Annotated in this window: 16 protein-coding genes, 1 pseudogene and 1 riboswitch; of the genes and pseudogenes, 9 read left to right on the top strand and 8 right to left on the bottom strand. The window is 71.8% G+C overall.

The features are described 5' to 3' along the window. The first annotated feature begins 56 nt into the window (after positions 1 to 56). Positions 57 to 890: an SDR family NAD(P)-dependent oxidoreductase gene (locus JK359_RS10570; protein WP_201834717.1), complete on the top strand. Its 834-nt coding sequence runs from the start codon at positions 57 to 59 to the stop codon at positions 888 to 890. On the opposite strand, the gene JK359_RS10565 is transcribed toward JK359_RS10570, so the two are convergent. Beyond that, positions 873 to 1583, bottom strand: a complete 711-nt coding sequence (locus JK359_RS10565) for a TetR/AcrR family transcriptional regulator (protein WP_201834283.1) — start codon at positions 1581 to 1583, stop codon at positions 873 to 875. The two genes, JK359_RS10570 and JK359_RS10565, sit on opposite strands and share 18 nt — an antisense overlap. Positions 1584 to 1744: 161 nt before the next feature. Between JK359_RS10565 and JK359_RS10560 the strand changes: the two genes are divergently transcribed. Beyond that, entirely contained in the window at positions 1745 to 2968 is a 1224-nt protein-coding gene (locus JK359_RS10560; protein WP_201834281.1) for a saccharopine dehydrogenase family protein, read from the top strand. Positions 2969 to 3053: 85 nt separating this feature from the next. Here JK359_RS10560 and JK359_RS10555 read toward each other — a convergent pair whose 3' ends face one another. Then, entirely contained in the window at positions 3054 to 3554 is a 501-nt protein-coding gene (locus JK359_RS10555; RefSeq protein WP_236677607.1) for a MarR family winged helix-turn-helix transcriptional regulator, read from the bottom strand. Positions 3555 to 3625: 71 nt separating this feature from the next. Between JK359_RS10555 and JK359_RS10550 the strand changes: the two genes are divergently transcribed. From JK359_RS10550 to JK359_RS10540, 3 genes and pseudogenes are all read left to right on the top strand, one after another. Then, on the top strand, positions 3626 to 4498 hold the full coding sequence (locus JK359_RS10550) for an SDR family NAD(P)-dependent oxidoreductase (RefSeq protein ID WP_504739951.1): 873 nt from the start codon (positions 3626 to 3628) through the stop codon (positions 4496 to 4498). Positions 4499 to 4584: 86 nt separating this feature from the next. Continuing rightward, positions 4585 to 5208: a histidine phosphatase family protein gene (locus tag JK359_RS10545; protein WP_201834277.1), complete on the top strand. Its 624-nt coding sequence runs from the start codon at positions 4585 to 4587 to the stop codon at positions 5206 to 5208. A gap of 168 nt (positions 5209 to 5376) precedes the next feature. After that, positions 5377 to 5723: pseudogene (locus JK359_RS10540) on the top strand (DUF1330 domain-containing protein). Between the two features lie 193 nt (positions 5724 to 5916). On the opposite strand, the gene JK359_RS10535 reads toward JK359_RS10540, so the two are convergent. The 3 genes from JK359_RS10535 to JK359_RS10525 form a co-directional block, all read right to left on the bottom strand. Further along, a complete protein-coding gene (locus tag JK359_RS10535; RefSeq protein ID WP_201834276.1) occupies positions 5917 to 6795 on the bottom strand; it encodes an MBL fold metallo-hydrolase in 879 nt (292 codons plus the stop codon). 13 nt (positions 6796 to 6808) lie between these two features. Further along, positions 6809 to 6876, bottom strand: a riboswitch (guanidine-III (ykkC-III) riboswitch). Between the two features lie 94 nt (positions 6877 to 6970). Continuing rightward, positions 6971 to 7648 carry a hypothetical protein gene (locus tag JK359_RS10530; RefSeq protein WP_201834274.1) on the bottom strand — a complete coding sequence of 226 codons (678 nt, stop codon included), beginning with the start codon at positions 7646 to 7648 and terminating at the stop codon, positions 6971 to 6973. 303 nt (positions 7649 to 7951) lie between these two features. Continuing rightward, positions 7952 to 8845, bottom strand: a complete 894-nt coding sequence (locus JK359_RS10525) for a S1 family peptidase (RefSeq protein WP_201834272.1) — start codon at positions 8843 to 8845, stop codon at positions 7952 to 7954. A 202-nt stretch (positions 8846 to 9047) separates the two neighbouring features. Here JK359_RS10525 and JK359_RS10520 point away from each other — a divergent pair, with 202 nt between their 5' ends. Continuing rightward, positions 9048 to 9605: a methyltransferase domain-containing protein gene (locus JK359_RS10520; RefSeq protein WP_201834270.1), complete on the top strand. Its 558-nt coding sequence runs from the start codon at positions 9048 to 9050 to the stop codon at positions 9603 to 9605. A gap of 81 nt (positions 9606 to 9686) precedes the next feature. On the opposite strand, the gene JK359_RS10515 is transcribed toward JK359_RS10520, so the two are convergent. Then, on the bottom strand, positions 9687 to 11213 hold the full coding sequence (locus tag JK359_RS10515; RefSeq protein WP_201834268.1) for a hypothetical protein: 1527 nt from the start codon (positions 11211 to 11213) through the stop codon (positions 9687 to 9689). 172 nt (positions 11214 to 11385) lie between these two features. Here JK359_RS10515 and JK359_RS10510 point away from each other — a divergent pair, with 172 nt between their 5' ends. Continuing rightward, entirely contained in the window at positions 11386 to 12615 is a 1230-nt protein-coding gene (locus JK359_RS10510; RefSeq protein WP_201834266.1) for a cytochrome P450 family protein, read from the top strand. Between the two features lie 47 nt (positions 12616 to 12662). Here JK359_RS10510 and JK359_RS10505 read toward each other — a convergent pair whose 3' ends face one another. After that, a complete protein-coding gene (locus JK359_RS10505; protein ID WP_201834264.1) occupies positions 12663 to 13238 on the bottom strand; it encodes an AMIN-like domain-containing (lipo)protein in 576 nt (191 codons plus the stop codon). A 251-nt stretch (positions 13239 to 13489) separates the two neighbouring features. Here JK359_RS10505 and JK359_RS10500 point away from each other — a divergent pair, with 251 nt between their 5' ends. Beyond that, a complete protein-coding gene (locus JK359_RS10500; RefSeq protein ID WP_201834262.1) occupies positions 13490 to 14446 on the top strand; it encodes a hypothetical protein in 957 nt (318 codons plus the stop codon). 223 nt (positions 14447 to 14669) lie between these two features. Next, the gene (locus JK359_RS10495; RefSeq protein WP_201834260.1) at positions 14670 to 15821 is read left to right on the top strand and encodes a glutathione-independent formaldehyde dehydrogenase; all 1152 of its coding nucleotides are present in this window, start codon (positions 14670 to 14672) and stop codon (positions 15819 to 15821) included. 135 nt (positions 15822 to 15956) lie between these two features. Here the strand turns inward: JK359_RS10495 and JK359_RS10490 are convergent, their stop codons facing one another. Next, on the bottom strand, positions 15957 to 17141 hold the full coding sequence (locus JK359_RS10490) for a cytochrome P450 (RefSeq protein WP_201834258.1): 1185 nt from the start codon (positions 17139 to 17141) through the stop codon (positions 15957 to 15959). Positions 17142 to 17161 lie beyond the last annotated feature (20 nt).

Genomic DNA, 17161 nt, shown 5'->3' with positions numbered 1-17161 from the left:
TCCGCGCGTTCTAGTCTCGGCTGCGCTGGATGATCTCGCTGAAGGGACTGACTGCAGTGGCGGACAAGAGGGTTGTCGTCGTGACCGGCGGAGGGACGGGCATCGGGGAGGCCACGGCCCGGCTGCTGCGCGAGGGCGGGCACGAGGTGGTCGTCTCCGGCCGGCGGGCCGAACCACTGCGGCGTCTGGAGCGGGAGACCGGCGCGCTCGCCCACCCGTCCGACGTGGGGGATCCCGCCGCGGCCGAGGGACTGGTCCGGGCGGCACTGGCCGCCCACGGCCGGATCGACGGGCTGGTGCTGAACGCGGGCATCGGACGCGGGGGCGCGGTGGGGGACATGTCGCTGCAGGACTGGGACGAGGTGATGCGCACCAACGTCACCGGCCCGCTCCTGCTGCTGCGGGCGGCGATACCGCACCTGCTGGAGTCCAGGGGCTCGGTGGTCGCCGTGGCCTCGGTCTCCGCCCTGCGCAACGGCACCGGCAACGCCCCGTACGCCACGTCCAAGGCCGCCCTGCTCCAGCTGTGCCGTTCCGTCGCCGTCGACTACGGGCCTCAGGGGGTGCGGGCCAACATCGTGTGTCCCGGGTGGGTGCGGACCGAGATGGCCGACCGGCGCATGACCCGCTTCGCGCAGGAGGCGGACCTGGGGGAGGACGGGGGCGTGGACGCCGCGTACGCGGAGGCGACCCGGGCGCTGCCCCTGGGCCGGCCGGGAGAGCCCCGCGAGATCGCGGAGGTGATCGGCTGGCTGCTGTCGCCCGCGGCGTCGTACGTCAACGGCGCGGTGCTCACGGCCGACGGCGGGGCCACGGCCCTCGACCCGGGAACGCTCGGCTTCGACTTCCGGCTGACCCCGCGCGGCCAGGACTCAGCCCCGGCGCGCTGAGGCCAGTCGCGCGGCGGCGTCGTCCAGCAAGGTGTCCAGGACGACCGGATAGGCGCTGTGGGGCATCCGGGCGGCCAGCAGACGGGCGGTCGCGGCGATGTGGGGGTAGGACTCGGCGGGGAGCCGGGCGTACGTGGAGGTCCACATCTCCTCGTCCGTCGCCCGGGCCTCCTCGGTCAGCGCCAGCGCCCCGGCGTCGAGGGCGGCGAAGGCCAGGCTCAGGTCGATGAAGGCGTGGTACAGGCGGACCGCGGCGGCGTCCGGGAAGCCGGCGGTGCGCAGGATGCCGAGGATCGTCTCGTCGACCGCGATCTCGCGGGGACGACCGGTGACCCGGCTCGCGGTCAGGGCGGCGGCCTGCGGATGCGCGAGATACGAGGAGTGGATCGCGAGCCCGAGGGCCCGCAGGTCGGCCCGCCACTCTCCCGTCGCCGACCAGCTGTCCAGCGCCTGTCCCATCAGCTCCTCGCCGATGGCCCGGGTCAGGTCGTCCATGCCCGCGAAGTACCGGTAGAGCGTGCTGGGATCCGCGCCGAGGGCGGTGCCCAGCCGGCGCGCGGTGAGGCCGGTACTGCCGTGCTCCCGCAGCACCCGCAGCGCGGTGTGCACGATCAGCCGCTCGGACAGCACCGTGCCCTGCTGCGTCGGCCGGCGCCTGCGCCGCGCCGACTCGGGCACCACCTGCTTGGCCATGCGCACCACTCCGCCCTACCGCCGTTACGGCGACTCTTATGCCAACGCCGTTGACTCTACCGGGGCCCGTCCCGTTGCATCAGGGGCATCCCGCAGGGCCCCGGCCCTGTGTGCGTCCTTGCGTGCGCACCTGCGCGTGCTTCCAGAAAGAGGTCTGTGACATGCGAGTACTTCTCGTCGGCGCGGGCGGTGTGGGGACCGCCGTCACCCGGATCGCGGCCCGCCGCGGGTTCCTGGCCCACATGGTCGTGGCCGACTACGACCTGACCCGGGCCGAGGCCGCCGTGGCGGCGCTGAAGGAGCACGGGGACCGGTTCAGTGCCCGGCGCCTCGACGCCTCCGACGAGGACGCCGTACGCCGGCTGCTCACGGAGGAGCGCTGCGACGTCCTGCTGAACGCGACCGATCCGCGGTTCGTGATGCCCCTGTACCGCGCGGCCCTCGCGGCCGGCGCGCACTACATGGACATGGCGATGTCGCTGTCCGCGCCGCACGCCGAGCGCCCCTACGAGGAGTGCGGCGTCAAGCTCGGCGACGGCCAGTTCGAGCTGGCCGACCGCTGGGCGGCCGCGGGCCGGCTGGCCCTGGTCGGCATGGGCGTGGAACCCGGTCTGTCCGACGTCTTCGCCCGGTACGCCGCCGACGAGCTGTTCGACGAGATCGAGGAGATCGGCGTGCGCGACGGGGCGAACCTCACGGTGGAGGGCTACGACTTCGCCCCCTCCTTCAGCATCTGGACCACCATCGAGGAGTGCCTGAACCCTCCTGTGGTCTACGAGAAGGACCGCGGCTGGTTCACCACCGCGCCGTTCAGCGAGCCGGAGGTCTTCGACTTCCCCGAGGGCATCGGCCCGGTCGAGTGCGTGAACGTGGAGCACGAGGAGGTGCTGCTGATCCCGCGCTGGGTGGACGCCCGCCGGGTGACGTTCAAGTACGGCCTGGGCGACGACTTCATCGCCAAGCTGAAGACCCTGCACGAGCTGGGCCTGGACGCCACCGCGAAGGTCACCGTCCCCGGTGCGGACGGTCCCGTGAGCGTGTCGCCGCGGGACGTCGTCGCCGCCTGCCTGCCCGACCCGGCCGGCCTGGGCGAGCGGATGACCGGCAAGACCTGCGCGGGCACCTGGGTGAAGGGCACGAAGGACGGTGCTCCGCGCGAGGTGTACCTCTACCACGTCGTCGACAACCAGTGGTCCATGAGCGAGTACGGCTCCCAGGCCGTGGTCTGGCAGACCGCCGTCAACCCGGTCGTGGCCCTGGAACTCCTGGCCACCGGCGTCTGGCAGGGCACGGGCGTCCTGGGTCCCGAGGCGCTCCCGCCCCGCCCGTTCCTCGATCTGCTCACCGAGTACGGCTCACCGTGGGGCCTGCGCGAGCAGGGCTGAGCGGGCAGGGCGCCGGACCGGGTGCACCAGGGCGCCCGGTCCGGCCCGCCGGGGCGACGGCGCCGGGGGCCGGCCCACCGGCGGCCTACCGCGACGACCGGCGTGGCCCGGTGGCCGGCTCCTGCGCCAGCTTCTCCTTCTCGGCCTTGAGCTTGCGCCACACCGTGCCGAGTGCCGCCAGGTCCTGTTCGTCGAGGAGATCGGTGAAGACCGGCGCCAGGACCTCACGGCGAGTGGCGTCCGCCTCCTCGAAGAGCCGACGGCCCTCGGCGGTGAGCGACACCTCGACCGACCGCGCGTCACGCGCCGAGGGCGTGCGCGCCACCAGGCCCCGTGCCTGGAGGGCGTCCACGACCCGGGAGACCTGGCTGCGACTGAGCATGGTGCTGTTGCCGAGGACGGAGGCGGGCACGGGCTCGGGGCTGGACGCCAGCCAGAGCATGACCTCGAACCAGGAGACCGGGAGGTCGTGTGCCTTGACCAGGGCCCGGTCGACGCGCTCGGTCATCACCGTGCCCGCCCACACCAGCCCGTAGAAGGCGTAGTCGGCGGCGGGCATCTCGGCCTGGGGGAGCTTCTTCGGCATGGACACGAGTATAGGCGGGTTGCGTGTGCACACACACAAAGCTATGTTGTGTGTGCACGCACATAAAAGCCGTGTCCGTGAACCCGAAAGGCTCCGCCATGTCCACCAGCCCCCGCACCGTCCTCATCACCGGCACCTCCTCCGGCATCGGCCTCGCCGCAGCCGTCGCCGCCGCCCGGGCCGGCTGGCGCACCGTCGCCACCCTCCGTGACACCTCCCGGGCCGACGCGCTGCGCAAGGCCGCCGCCGAAGCGGGCGTGGACCTCGACATCCGCCGGCTCGACGTGACCGACGAAGCCTCCGTCACCACCGCAGTCGAAGGGGTGATCGCCGACTACGGCCGCCTGGACGCCGTCGTCAACAACGCGGGCGCCGGCCACCTGGGCACCCTCGAGAACGACGCCATGGACGACATCCGCAAGGTGATGGAGGTCAACTTCTTCGGCGTGCTCAACGTCTCCAAGGCCGCCATGGCGCACCTGCGCGCCTCCGGAGGCCGCCTGATCACCGTCACCAGCGTCGGCGGTGTCATCGGCCAGCCGTTCAACGAGGCCTACTGCGCAGCCAAGTTCGCCGTCGAGGGCTACATGGAGAGCCTGGCCCCGGTCGCGCGGACCCTGGGCGTGAGCGTGTCCGTCGTGGAACCCGGCGCCGTCGCCACCGAGTTCGTGAACAACATCGGCTTCGACCTCGAGGCGGGCATCGACGCGGGCCCGTACTCCGGCGCCCTGCGCCGCTACATCGACCGCACCGTCGAGCAGTTCCTGGACGGCAGTGCCCAGACCCCGGGCGGAGCGGCGGAGGCGGTCATGGAGGCCCTCGACGCCGACCGGCCCGCCTTCCGGATCCAGACCACCGACTGGGCCCGCGGCTTCGTCGGCACCAAGCTGGCCGACGCCGACGGTTCCGCGGTCCAGGCTCTCACCGGCGCCTGGGTCGCCTGACCGGCCCGCGACCCCGGGGAACCGGCGCCGGGGGAGCCGGCGTCCATGGATGCACAAGATCATCGAAGGACGCGGAGGAGTTCCCCATGACCGGCTCAGCCACCCGCTACCTCTATCTCGTCCGGCACGGCGAGGCACTGCCGGACGAGAGCGGACTGACGGAGACCGGCCGCACACAGGCCACGTTGCTCGGTGAACGCCTCCGCGGCGTCCCCCTCACGGTCGTGCACCACGGCCCGCTGGCCCGGGCGGAGCAGACCGCACGCCTGATCGGGGAGCAGCTGAAGGACGTGCCCCTCCAGGTCTCGGACGTGGCCGGGGACTACGTCCCCCACGTGCCGGCGAGGGAGGAACTCCCGGAGGAATCAGCGGACTTCTTCCTCCGCTTCCTCTCCGCCACCACGGAGGAAGAGGGGCGGGAAGGGGCCGTACTGGCCCAGCGTGCGCTGGAGCTGTTCACCGGGCCGGTGGACGGTGAGGAGGACCGGCACGAGCTGGTCGTCACGCACAACTTCCTGGTCGCCTGGCTGGTCCGAGATGCCATGTACGCGCCGAAGTGGCGGTGGCTGGGCCTCAATCACGCCAACGCGGCCCTGACGGTCATCCGGTACGCACCCGGCCGGCCGGCCTCCGTCCTCGTGTCCAACGACATGCGCCACCTGCCCGCCGAACTGCGCTGGACCGGCTTCCCGCCCGAGACGCATGTCTGAAACTCGAGTTCACGCCGAGCGGCGCAAAGGCCTTGAGGGCGGTGCCGTGCAGCGGGCTCCGGCTCCGCATGTCCCGGCCGGCGACCATGACTTGGCGGGTAATCGCCGCCGACGCGCAGCCGTGCCACGATCATCGGAGTACGGAGCCCGATCGACCGGAAGGACACCATGACCGCCTACGCCATAGCGCACTTGCAGGAGGCCACTCCCACCCTGAGATCGCCGACTACATCGAGCGCATCACCGCCACCTTCGAGCCGTACGGCGGCCGCTTCCTCGTCCACGGCACGCAGCACGAGGTGAAGGAGGGCCGCTGGCCCGGGCACGTCGTCGTGATCGCGTTCCCCTCCATGACCGACGCACGGACCTGGTGGGACTCGCCCGCGTACCAGGAGATCGCCCCGCTGCGCTCGCGGCACATCGACGGCGACATCATCCTGGTCCCGGGCGTCCCCGAGAACTACGACCCGGCCGGCACCGCGAAGGCGATGCGCGAGGCCATGTCCGGCGGATGACCCTCCGCCCGCCCCGCCCCGCCCCGGCCCGGCTCGCGGGACGCCGATTCGCTTCGACGGACACCGGCGGACGCCCCGCCGGACCCGGTGCGTCAAGCCCACACCGGCGAGACAGGGTGGCCGGCGAATCTGTGACGGCCGGCGAATCTGTGACGGCCGGCGACCGGGGCGGGGGGCTGGCGTCAGAGGCGGTTCATTCGTTCGGCCAGAGGATGAAGAAGGAGTGCGAGCTTCGGCCGGGCCGGTCGCCGGCCTCCTTGATCGCCGCCTGGATCTCGTGCAGATGGCCGGTGGCCATCTCCAGCGGAGGTTCGTCGGGCTGGTAGGTCGTGCGGATCGGGTAGTCCACCCCGGGCTCCCTGGTCATCTCGATGTGACAGCCGAGCACGTGGGTGACCGGTCGGCGGTCGGAGAAGTCGATCAGACGGTCGATCGTCCGGGCGAAGGCGCGCCAGTCCTGGACGTAGAGCCGGCCGGGATACACGGTGTCACCGGTGAGCAGGAAGCCGGTCCAGGGGTCGTAGAACGTGACCGCCGTCTCGTGGTGCCCCGGGGTGGCCAGGCACTCCAGCACGCGGCCGCCCAGGTCGACACGCGCCACCGTGTCCGGATCCGCGTCGAAACCGAAGTACTTCCAGGCGGTGGCCAGATCGGCGCCGACCACGGTGGTGTGGGGGCGGTCGGTGAACTGGCCGTCCCCTGCCACGTGGTCGCCGTGCGCGTGGGTGTGGAGCACCAGCAGGCGGTACGCGTCGCGGGGGTGGCGGGCGAGCCAGCCGGTGACGAGTTCGTCGACCACCCGGCGCAGCGGGAAGAACTCGGCGGACGCGGTGGCGCCGGTGTCGATCAGCACCGCCTGGGCGTTCCCGAACATCAGGAACAGGAAGGGCGCCTCGTAGTTGACCGCCTTGTTCTGCCGCAGGATGAAGGTGTGCTCGTCGTACCGGTACACCTGGATGTCCGGATCGGTGTTGTGCTTGGCCGACGGCGAGCCGTGGATCCACCGGACGTCCAGCGCACGGGGCCGGGGAGGCGCCGCGGTGAAGTCGATCAGGTGCGTGCCCGCGTCCATGACGTCTCCTTCGAGTGCGTCGTCTTGGCAGGCCGGGTACGGCGCACATCTCGTCCGGGGCTAGCACCTGTGCGCTGCCACGGCGAAGCTACCACGGCCCCGGACACGGCTCGTGGGCCCTCCGGAAAGGGCCCATCGAGGTTCCGTGGCCAGGGGCTCGGCTGTGGCCAGAGGCTCAGCTGTCGTCGGACTCCGAGTCGTCGTCCGCCACCTGGATGCTCTGCACGAGGTGATCGAAATCGGCCTGCATGGCGTCCACCTGGTCGTCCGTGCCCAGCACGCTGAACTCGAGCACGTGGTCCCCGACGACCACGTAGGTGACGTGGCCGTAGGTGCCGTCATCGGAGGTCAGGTCCGCGTCGAGGCGGGGAGTGCCGTCGTCCGTGACACTCGCCTGGACGTTCCCGCTGCTGAGCGCCTCCTCGGGGGACTCCGCGGACTGGTTGTAGCCGTCCACGGTTTCCTCGAGGAGGCCCTGGAGATCGGCGTCGTCCTCGTCGATGACCGCGAAACCGATGGTTCCGTAGTCGGTCTCCACGTCGTACGCGCGGCCGTCGTGCCCGTCGAGCGCCGCGGTCTCCGCCTGCCCGGGCAGCTCGGCCGAGATGCCGCTGTCCTCGTCGGTGGTCGGCATCCACTGTGCCGTGGAGTCGGCGCTGTCCGCTTCGGTGCTGTCGGCCTGTGCCGTGGAGTCGGCGCTGTCCTCGTCCCCGCCGTCGGTCTGGGCCGCGGCGGCGACCGGCGGGGCCGGCGGGGCCGCGAAGGCCGTGGTGGGAAGCAGCACGCCTCCGGTGACCACCGTGGTGGAAGCGGCGATGAGGGCGAGGCGCTGGTAGGCGGGACGAAGAGCCATGGTCATACACATCCTGGTGAGTGGGGGTGGGCGGGTGCCTTGCATCCATTGGGGCCCACCCCGGGCCCTCGGGTCATGCCAGGAGAATTCGTGGCTTGACCGATCCCCTTGCCGTCCGGCACACTCCGCCGGCCCCCGCGGACGCCCTGTCCGCCCGGCCCCGGGACGAGGAGGCCCTGTCCGCCGGGGACGCCACGGGAGCCGGGGACCCGGGACGAGGAGGCCCTGTCCGCCGGGGACGCCGGGGGGCGAGGAAGCCTCGTCCGCCCGGGACGCCGGAGAACAGGGCGTCCTCTCACCGGATCAGCGGCCGAGCAGTCGCTTCAGCTTCTTGCCCTTGGCGGACTCGCCCAGCGTGTCCCAGAGCTTCGCCGAGCCGGTGTACGTGTACACGCCCGGGGCCCCCTGGGCCGCGCAGCCGTCGCCGTACGACACGATGCCGATCTGGTAGACGCCGCGGCGGCCCGGCAGCTTGCGGAACAGCGGTCCGCCGCTGTCGCCCTGGCAGGAGTCCTTGCCCTCGACGCCCGCGCAGACGTTGACCTTCTTGTCGTAGCCCGGGTACGACGCCTTGCACTCGATGTGCGACACGATCGGGACGTCGACGGCACGCAGCCGGTCGGGGTAGTCCGGGATCTCCGTGTCGGTGTTGCCCCACCCGATGACCGTGGCCTTGGCGCCGGGGCGGATGAGCGCGTCCGTGCCGGCGGTCGGCAGGTTGACCGGCGCGGTGCCGGTCACGGGCTTGTCCAGCAGCAGGAACGCGACGTCGTACGCCTCCTGGCCCCTGGCGTAGCGGGGGTGCACGACGACGTCGAGGACGTTGCGCAGCTGGCCCTGGTTCTTCTTGGACAGCACGGTACGGCCGACGACCGTCTCGAGTTCCTTGGGCTGCACGTCGACGACGCAGTGCGCGGCCGTCATGACGACGTTCGAGTCCAGCAGGCTGCCACCGCAGAACTGCCGGTCGTGCGGGTTGCCGCGGCCCTTGGACAGCAGTGCCGCCATGAACGGATACGAGCCGACGGGCTTCTCGGAGCCGCCGATGACGGGACGGTCCGCACGGGAGGGGTGCGCCGGCGTCGCCGCGTCGGCCGCCCCGGTGGACGTACCGACGAGCCCGAGCACCGCGCCGGCGGCGATCGCCACGGAGGCGATCCGCCGGGGCGCGGTTCTGTGGGCGCTGGAATGACGCATGGGGGGTGTCTCCAATCTCCGATGGACCACCACGACGGAGCCGCCCGAGGCGCTCAACCGGGCCGAGCGAGGAAGGACTTGGCCGCCGGTGGTGGCATGCCGCCCTGCTAGACGGGATCTTGCCGAGGAAGGTTCCCCCATGTGCTCGACGCCGTACGGAGAGTGCCCGACTCGCACGCATCGCGTCCCCGGCCCTCGTCGGGTGCGCCGACGGCCTCACCGCCGGCCGGCAGGCGCTGCCGTCGCGGAACACCTTCCCCTGCGTGACGCCGCCGACGCCGTGATGGCCCTGCTCACCGTCCACCACTGGACCGACCCGGCGGCCGGGATCGGTGAACTGCGCCGGGTCGCCCGGCGCCGCGTCGTCATCCTGACGTGGGACCAGCACGTCTTCCGCGAGCGGTTCTGGCTCGTCAGGGACGACCTCCCGGAGGCAGCCGCATTCGACGACACCCGTGCCATGCCCACGGACCGACTGGCCGACCTGCTCGGCGGAGCACGTCAGGAACCCGTCCTGATCCCCCACGACTGCGTGGACGGATTCGCGGCCGCCTACTGGCGCCGCCCGGACGCCTGCCTCGACCCCCGGGTACGCGCGGGAATCTCCCTGCTCTCCCAACCCGGCGAGGACGCCCTCGCCCCCGGCCTGGCCAGGCTCGCGGACGACCTGGACACGGGCCGCTGGCACGCGCGGCACCCCGAGCTGCTCACGCGCGGCACCATGGATGTCGGGTACCGGCTGCTCGTCGCCGACCTCTGACCCGCGTACACGACAACACGGACGCCGGGGACCGGCTGCTCGTCGCCGACCTCCGACCCGCGTACCGCACGAACGGACGAGCTAGACCCCGCCCGGCTCGGGCACCAGGTCCGCCATCACCGCCGGCGGGAGCGACGGGTTGGCGGCAGCGGCTTCCACCACCCGCCGGTCGTCGTCGCCGAGCAGTTCGACGATGACTCGCGCGGGCATGGCCGGATGGCCGGCGGCCGTCGGCCGTATCCGCGCGTCCGCCAGGCACGCGAGCAGGGCCGGGCCCGTCGCACAGGGGTGCCGGGCGACCTCACGCAGTACCTTCCGGACCGGTGGTACGAGCCCGGCCAGCTCCTCCAGCAGTGCCGGTGGCGCATCCGGGTTCGCCGCCACCCTTGCTGCGACCTGGACCCCATGACGTGCGAGCATGGCCCGCAGCGCGGCCTCCGAGAGGCCCGGATGCGGTGCGATGGACCTGACCACCTTCGCGTCGGGGTCGGCGGCGAGCGCGTCCCGGATCCCCGCCGGAAGATCACGGCGCTCGGCCAGCAGCATCCGTACGACCGGCTGCGACGACCTGGACAGCTCATCGACCTCGGACGGGGAGACGGTTGCGATCCGCGGCAGCAGCGTCGGGCCGATCTTCACGGCGGCGGCCAGACCCGAGAGCACGTCGAGCGGCACGCGGGGGTTGTGCGCGAGCCTGCGCCGGACGTCGTGGCCGTGGTCGGCGGCCAGCCCACGCATCAGGGCCTCGTCGATCGCGGGGTTCTCGGCGAGTTCGGCCCGAACGCCCGGAACGGGATCACCGGCGAGCCGCACGGCCACCTCCGGCGGCAGGTCGGGGCGGGCGGCGAGTCCGCAGCGCAGCAGCATCGACGGGTGGTCGGCGAACCGGATGAGCACCCCGACGGGCGTGGCGGGATTTCCGAGTGCCCGCTGCGCCGTCTCGTGCAGGGTGGACTGGTGGGAGCCGTCGCACGCGGCGCCGGGCGGCAGGTCGCAGTCGAGCCGCGGACACTCCCGATCATGCGTGTACGGCGTCGCCACGCTGTCGCAGACCAGGCACCGCTCGGCCGGCGGCAGCCCCTCGCCGGTGACCAGCATCGCCAGCACCTCCGGGGGCGTCGCCTCGTTGGCCGCCACCGCGCTGCGGACCTCGGCATGCGGATGGCGCGCAAGACGGCTCGCCAGCTCCGCCGTGGTCCACAGGGCGAGTTCCGCGACGACTCGTACGTCCGGGTCCGCGGCGAGCCGCTCCTGCACGTCGGCCGGGAGCCCGGGGCAGCCCGCCAGCTTCTCCCTGCGCCCGGCATCCGCGTCACCGGCGAACAGACGGGCCCACCGCGGGTCGCCCGCACCCTCGTCGAGCAGGGCGAGGGCGGCCTCGGGCTGTGTGACGGGGTCGACGTCGGCGGCGGTCAGTACGCCCCCGTACGCGAGCCGCACAGCGCTCTCCCCGATCCGCGCGGCCAGGCCGACCGCCTGATCACGGCTGAGGTCGGTGCGCAGGGTGAGGCCCTCGGCGATGTCCGCGTCCGCGACCGCGATCAGGCGCCAGACCAGCCCGGAGGGAAGCGCCGGATTCGCGGCGAGGCCGCACAGAAGATCGTTCACAGGAGGACATCCTGGCCGGATCACGGCGGAACGGCCCGCGATTTTCGCAGCTCCACCACACTTCAGTACCAAACTCGCGAATGTGGGTATAACTCCGAAAATGCCAGCAACGGTGCGTGCGCGACGGGCGGCGGACGTGTGCACGGAGGCGGTGCCCGTCCCGGGAGGCATGATGAGCCAGCAGCCAGTCCTTCTGCCCTACTCCGACCCGGCCTTCCTGGCGGACCCCTTCCCGCTCTACCGGCGTCTGCGCGAGGACGGCCCGGTCCGGCGCGCGGTCATCGCCGGCGGCGTGGAAGCCTGGCTGGTGACACGGTACGAGGACGGGCTCGCCGCCCTGTCCGACCCCCGGCTCAGCAGCGATGTCCGTGACGCCTCGGACCCCCGCCTCATCGCGCAGCTGCCCGAGTTCGAGCGGGAGTCGATGATGAGCAACATGCTGCGGTCCGACCCGCCCGACCACACCCGGCTGCGCCGCCTGGTGTCGAAGGCGTTCACCGCACGCCGGGTCAACGGCCTGCGGCCGCGCGTGCAGGCCATCACCGACCGGCTGCTCGACTCGGTCGTGCCCGAAGGACGGGCCGAACTCGTGGCGGACCTCGCGCTGCCCCTGCCGGTCACCGTCATCGGTGAACTGCTCGGCGTACCGGTGGACGACCGGCACGACTTCCAGCGGTGGACCGACGCCCTTCTCGTACAGGGCGAGGAGATGACCGATCCCGCCGTCGTCGACGAAGCGTGGCAGCACATGCGGGCGTACGTGACGAAGCACCTCGAGACCAAACGGGCCCGGCCGGGCGACGATCTCCTCAGCGCGCTGATCAGCGCCCACGACCAGGAGCAGCGGCTGAACCACGACGAGCTGATCGCCACGACCTTCCTGCTGCTGGTGGCCGGGTACATCACGACGGTCAACCTCATCGGCAGCGGTATCGCGGCACTGCTCGCCCACCCCGACCAGCTCACCCTGCTGCGGGAGCGGCCGGAACTGCTGCCCGGCGCGGTCGAGGAATTCCTCCGCTACGACGGCCCGGTCAGCCCGGGCATCGCCCGGTTCGCCCGCGAGGACGTCGAGATCGCGGGCGTCACCGTCCCGCGCGGCGCGACCGTGCTCATCGCCTCCGCGATCGCCGACCGTGATCCGGACAGGTTCCCCGACCCGGACAGCCTCGACGTCACCCGGCCCGACAACGGCCACCTGGCCTTCGGTCACGGCATCCACTACTGCCTGGGCGCGCCGCTCGCCCGGCTGGAGGGCCAGATCGCCATCGGGACGGTCCTGCGCCGGCTCCCCGACCTGACCCTGGCCGTGCCGCCCTCGGAACTGGGCTGGCGCCCCGGTGGCCTCCGAGGTCCGTCCCGGCTTCCCGTGACCTTCGCCCCGGAGGACGGGACCCGCTGAGAACGGCACGTCCGTGCGCGGCGGCTGCTTCGCGCGCCGTGGGTGGGTCAGCGGCTGCCCGTCCAGTTGTGGGCCACATCGACCACGAGGTGGTCGGACAGCTGGATCACCCGGAACGGGAGCCGGGCGCGAACGCCGAGGCCGATCTGTGTCTCTCCTTCGAAGCTGCCTGCGAACCTGGTGTCCCTGAAGGTGCGGTACCCGCTGACGCTGACGCCGGGAAGGGCGTGGCCCACCTGTCCGGGATACGTGGGCGCACCGGTCTCCGGGTCGTAACTGGGCGCACCGACATGGACGTCGAGCACGGCTCCGCCGCTGACCGGTATGTAGCGTCCGCTGGCGCTCGCGGTGAGCCGGTCGACGTACTTGACGGAGTACTCGACGGAACCGCCGCCGGGCACGTCGAAGACCATGCGGTCGAAGCAGTCGTGCCGACCGGTCCTGATGTCCTTCAGCGGAACGGCGCCCGTGGCGGTACCGCCCTTGTCGCCACTGCCCCAGCCCGTCGGACAGGCCGTCGCGCGGGGACCGGCCGCGGTCGCCGCGTCCGCGGCGCTCGCCGTCACTCCCAGCCCGGCCGCCGCCATGACCAGCGCCGCCGCCACCGCCCCTGATCGTCGCATGATGTCCCCCTTGGTCGAGTGTCATGCTGCTATCGGGTGAGACACGCGGATTGCGCCGATGGTTGCACCGCTGTTCCGCCGACGCACGGATGCGGTCCCCGCTGCCTCCCGCGACCAGGCCGCCCGGCCGTGCGCCCGCCACGAGGTTCCACCGGCCGGCTCGGAGCCGTATTCGGCCGGGCACGGCAAGTGATCGGTAACGATCTCGGCTCAGCCCTTGTGCGCAGTGTGATCCGTTTTAGCCTCCGCCCATGGGATTTCTTTCAAGCCGCCGCAATCGGGTCCGCATCGCCCCGGAACTGGACGACCAGGAGCTGGGCAGGCTGCTGAAGTCCCTGCGGGCGACCACCCGGACCGGCACGATCGCCACCACCGACCTGTGCGCCGCGCAGATGTCCCGTCTCCTGGACCAGGAGCCGGGCGACTGGGACCGCCGTACCCACCGCATCAGCGTCCTGGCGGACTTCCTCGCCGCGTCCCATCTGCCGCGTTCGTGGGCCGCCCGCGAGCCCGGAAACCCGGACGCCCTGGTGCTGCACGCCTGGTCCGAGGTGGCGCAGGCTCGCGCCGAGGACCGCCGGGGCGACATGGCCGACGCCGTGGACGGCTGTCTGCGCGCCGCCGAACTCGCGCCGGACGATCCCGCCCCGTGGGTGGCCCTGCTCAGGGTGGCGCGCTGGGAACGCTGGCGGCAGCCCCAGGTCTTCGGGGTGTGGAACGAGGTCCTCGCGCGTGACCGCTGGAACCGCGAGGCGTACCTGACCATGCTGGCCTATCTCGCCCCCGAGGAATCGGGTTCCCGGCTCCAGGTCCTGGACTTCGTGGACGCGCTCGGGGCCCGCATGCCCGCCAACGCGCCCTGCGTGGGCACGGAACTCACCGCCCAGATCCTCCAGTACCACGCCATCCTGGACCGGGGTGGCTACGAAGCACTGGTCGCCCGGAACCACTGGTCCCAGGGAACGGCCGCCCATGCGCTCGAACGCGTGATGCACACCTGGGGGCAGCCGGGATTCCTCCGTCACGCCAAGGCACTCGCCGACCTGAACCTCCTCGCCTACGCACTGGTGGCCGGCGACCGGCGCGCCGAGGCACGTACGGTGTTCGAGGCCGTCGGGGGAGTGGTCACCGCCTGGCCCTGGCAGAAGGGCGGCGACCCCCTCACCGAGTTCGAGCAGGCGCAGCGCAGAGCCTTCATCGGGGCGTGACCGGACGCTCCGGCCAGTCGCCCGGGCCACCGTGGCGCCCTCGGACCTCCGGCAGGCCGGAGGCGGGTTGCACCACCTGCCCCGCGGGCGTTACCTGGAAGTACCGGCGGTGAAGCGAGCGCACAGGCCACGGCACGGACCGAGGGCCTCGCCTTCGTGTGCGGCCCCGGGCACGGCCGGCTCTCGCTGCCGTCTTCCAGCGCTCGACGCGGAGGTGACAGAGGTGAAGGCCGTCGTCTACGAGAAGCCCTTCAGCGTCACGGTGAGGGACGTCGAGGACCCGCAGATCCAGCATCCCAACGACGTGCTCGTCCGGGTCACGTCGTCCGCGATCTGCGGATCCGACCTGCACATGTACGAAGGCCGCACCGCGGCCGAACCGGGCATCGTCTTCGGACACGAGAACCTGGGTGTCGTGGAGGAGGTCGGCGGTGGTGTGGCCTCCCTGTCCGTGGGGGACCGCGTCGTGATGCCCTTCAACGTCGCCTGCGGATTCTGCAAGAACTGCCTCGCCGGCGAGACGGGATTCTGCCTGACGGTCAATCCGGGATTCGCCGGTGGCGCCTACGGCTACGTGGCCATGGGCCCCTACAAGGGCGGTCAGGCGGAGCGGCTCCGGGTGCCCTTCGCCGACTTCAACTGCCTGAAACTGCCGCCGGGCGAGGAGTTCGAGACCGACTTCGTGTTGCTCGCGGACATCTTCCCGACCGGGTACCACGGCTGCGAACTCGCCCAGGTGTCGCCCGGCGAGACCGTGGCCGTCTACGGCGCCGGACCGGTGGGCCTGATGGCCGCCTACTCGGCGCTGCTGCGAGGCGCGGCGAAGGTGTTCTCGGTCGACAGAGTGCCCGAACGACTCGCCAAGGCGGAGGAGATCGGGGCCATCCCCGTCGACTTCACCCAAGGGAACCCGGCCGAGCAGATCAAGGCACAGATGAACGGGGAAGGAACCGACAAGGGAGTGGACGCGGTCGGCTACCAGGCCCAGGCGCACGACGCCAGCCACGAGGAACCCGCCATCGTCCTCAACGAACTGGTGGAGACGGTACGGGCGACCGGCAGGCTCGGCGTTCCCGGCCTGTACGTGCCCTCCGACCCGGGCGGCCCCGACGAGCACGCCAAGCACGGCCAGCTCCTGGTCTCGATCGGCAGGATGTTCGAGAAGGGCCAGAAGGTGGGCACCGGCCAGTGCAACGTCAAGCGGTACAACCGCCAGCTGCGCGATCTGATCATCGCCGGGCGCGCCAAGCCCAGCTTCGTGGTCTCCCACGAGCTGCCGCTGGAGCAGGCTCCGCAGGCGTACGAGAAGTTCGACAAGCGCATCGAGGGCTACACCAAGGTCGTTCTGCACCCCGGCCACGCTCTCGCCGCGTGAGGACGCGTGAGGCGACGGGTCCGGGCACCGTGCGTGTCCGGACCCGTCGCCGTATCGTCACCGCTCCGCCTCTGACCCGGACGCGCCCGGTTGCCCGGACCCGGACGCGCCTGGTTGTCCGGACCCGGGCGCGCCTCAGAACTGGACGTGCAGATGCCGGGGCCCGCGGAGCATGGCGTTCTGCCGGTAGGGGGGCGGGTCCTGGACGAGGCCGGCGGTGCCGAGGTGGGGGAGCAGCGCGCCCAGCGCGGCCTGGGCCTCGAGGCGGGCGAGGGGCGCGCCGTAGCACAGGTGGATGCCACCGCCGAAGCCGAGATGCTGGTTGTCGGGCCGGGCAGGATCGAACCGGTCGGGCTCGTGGAACCGCTTGGGATCGCGGTTGCCCGAAGCAAGGGCCAGGACGACGGACGTGCCCCGGGGGATGGTGGTGCCGGCGATGTCGATGTCGGCGTGCGGGATGCGCTCACGCATGTGAACCGGTGGTTCGTAGCGCAGCAGTTCCTCCACCGCGCTCGGCAGCAGGTGCGGTTCGCGGCGCAGGAGGTCGAGCGAGTCGGGCCGGCGGAGCAGGGTCAGCACACCGTTGGTGATGAGGTTGACCGTCGTCTCGTGTCCGGCGATGAGCAGGAGCACGGCCGTCTCCGCGAGTTCCTCCTGGGTGAGCCGCAGGGCCGGGTCGGGCTCGTTCACGAAGGCGCCGAGCATGTCCTCGCTCGGCTTGCCGCGCCGCCGTTCGGCGAGCTCCAGCAGGTACCCGCCCATCTCGATCCGGGCCTGGTCGCCGGCCTTGTCCGACTCGGTGCTGTCCGCGTCGGGCCTGACGTCGGCGGCGGTGACGAGGACGTCGGACCAGGCCCTGAAGAGGGGCTCGTCCTCGTGCGGCACACCGAGCAGACGGCAGATGACCGTGACGGGCAGCGGATAGGCGAAGTCGTCGACGATGTCGACCTGCCGGCCCGGCTCGAACGAGGTCATCAGTTCCTCGGTGATCCGGCGGATCTCACCGCGCATCCCGTCCACTCTGCCGGGGCTGTGCGGCGGCCCGAAGGGCCGCATGGCCAGGTTCCGCAGTCTGTGGTGCTCGGGATCGTCCAGCCGCAGGAACGGCGGCTTGTGGCCCAGCTCGCCGCCGGTGCGCGGGTCGGCACTCATCCGCGGGTCGTGCAGCAGGGCGGCGACGTGGTGGTAACCGCCGATCAGGCAGTTGCCGCCTGCCTGCCACACCACGGGCCCGGCCTCGCGGAGTTCCGCGTACAGCGGGTAGGGGTCGGGACGGCTGGCGTAGTCGGTGATGCGAGCCAGCAAGGTCTCGGAGTCCATGACGGCTCCTGCTCGTCGTA

Origin of the sequence: Streptomyces actinomycinicus (genome assembly GCF_016741775.1) — a bacterium.
Lineage (GTDB): Bacteria > Actinomycetota > Actinomycetes > Streptomycetales > Streptomycetaceae > Streptomyces > Streptomyces actinomycinicus.
Note: the sequence above shows the minus strand (reverse complement) of the source record. Positions and strands in the feature narration are given on the sequence as shown.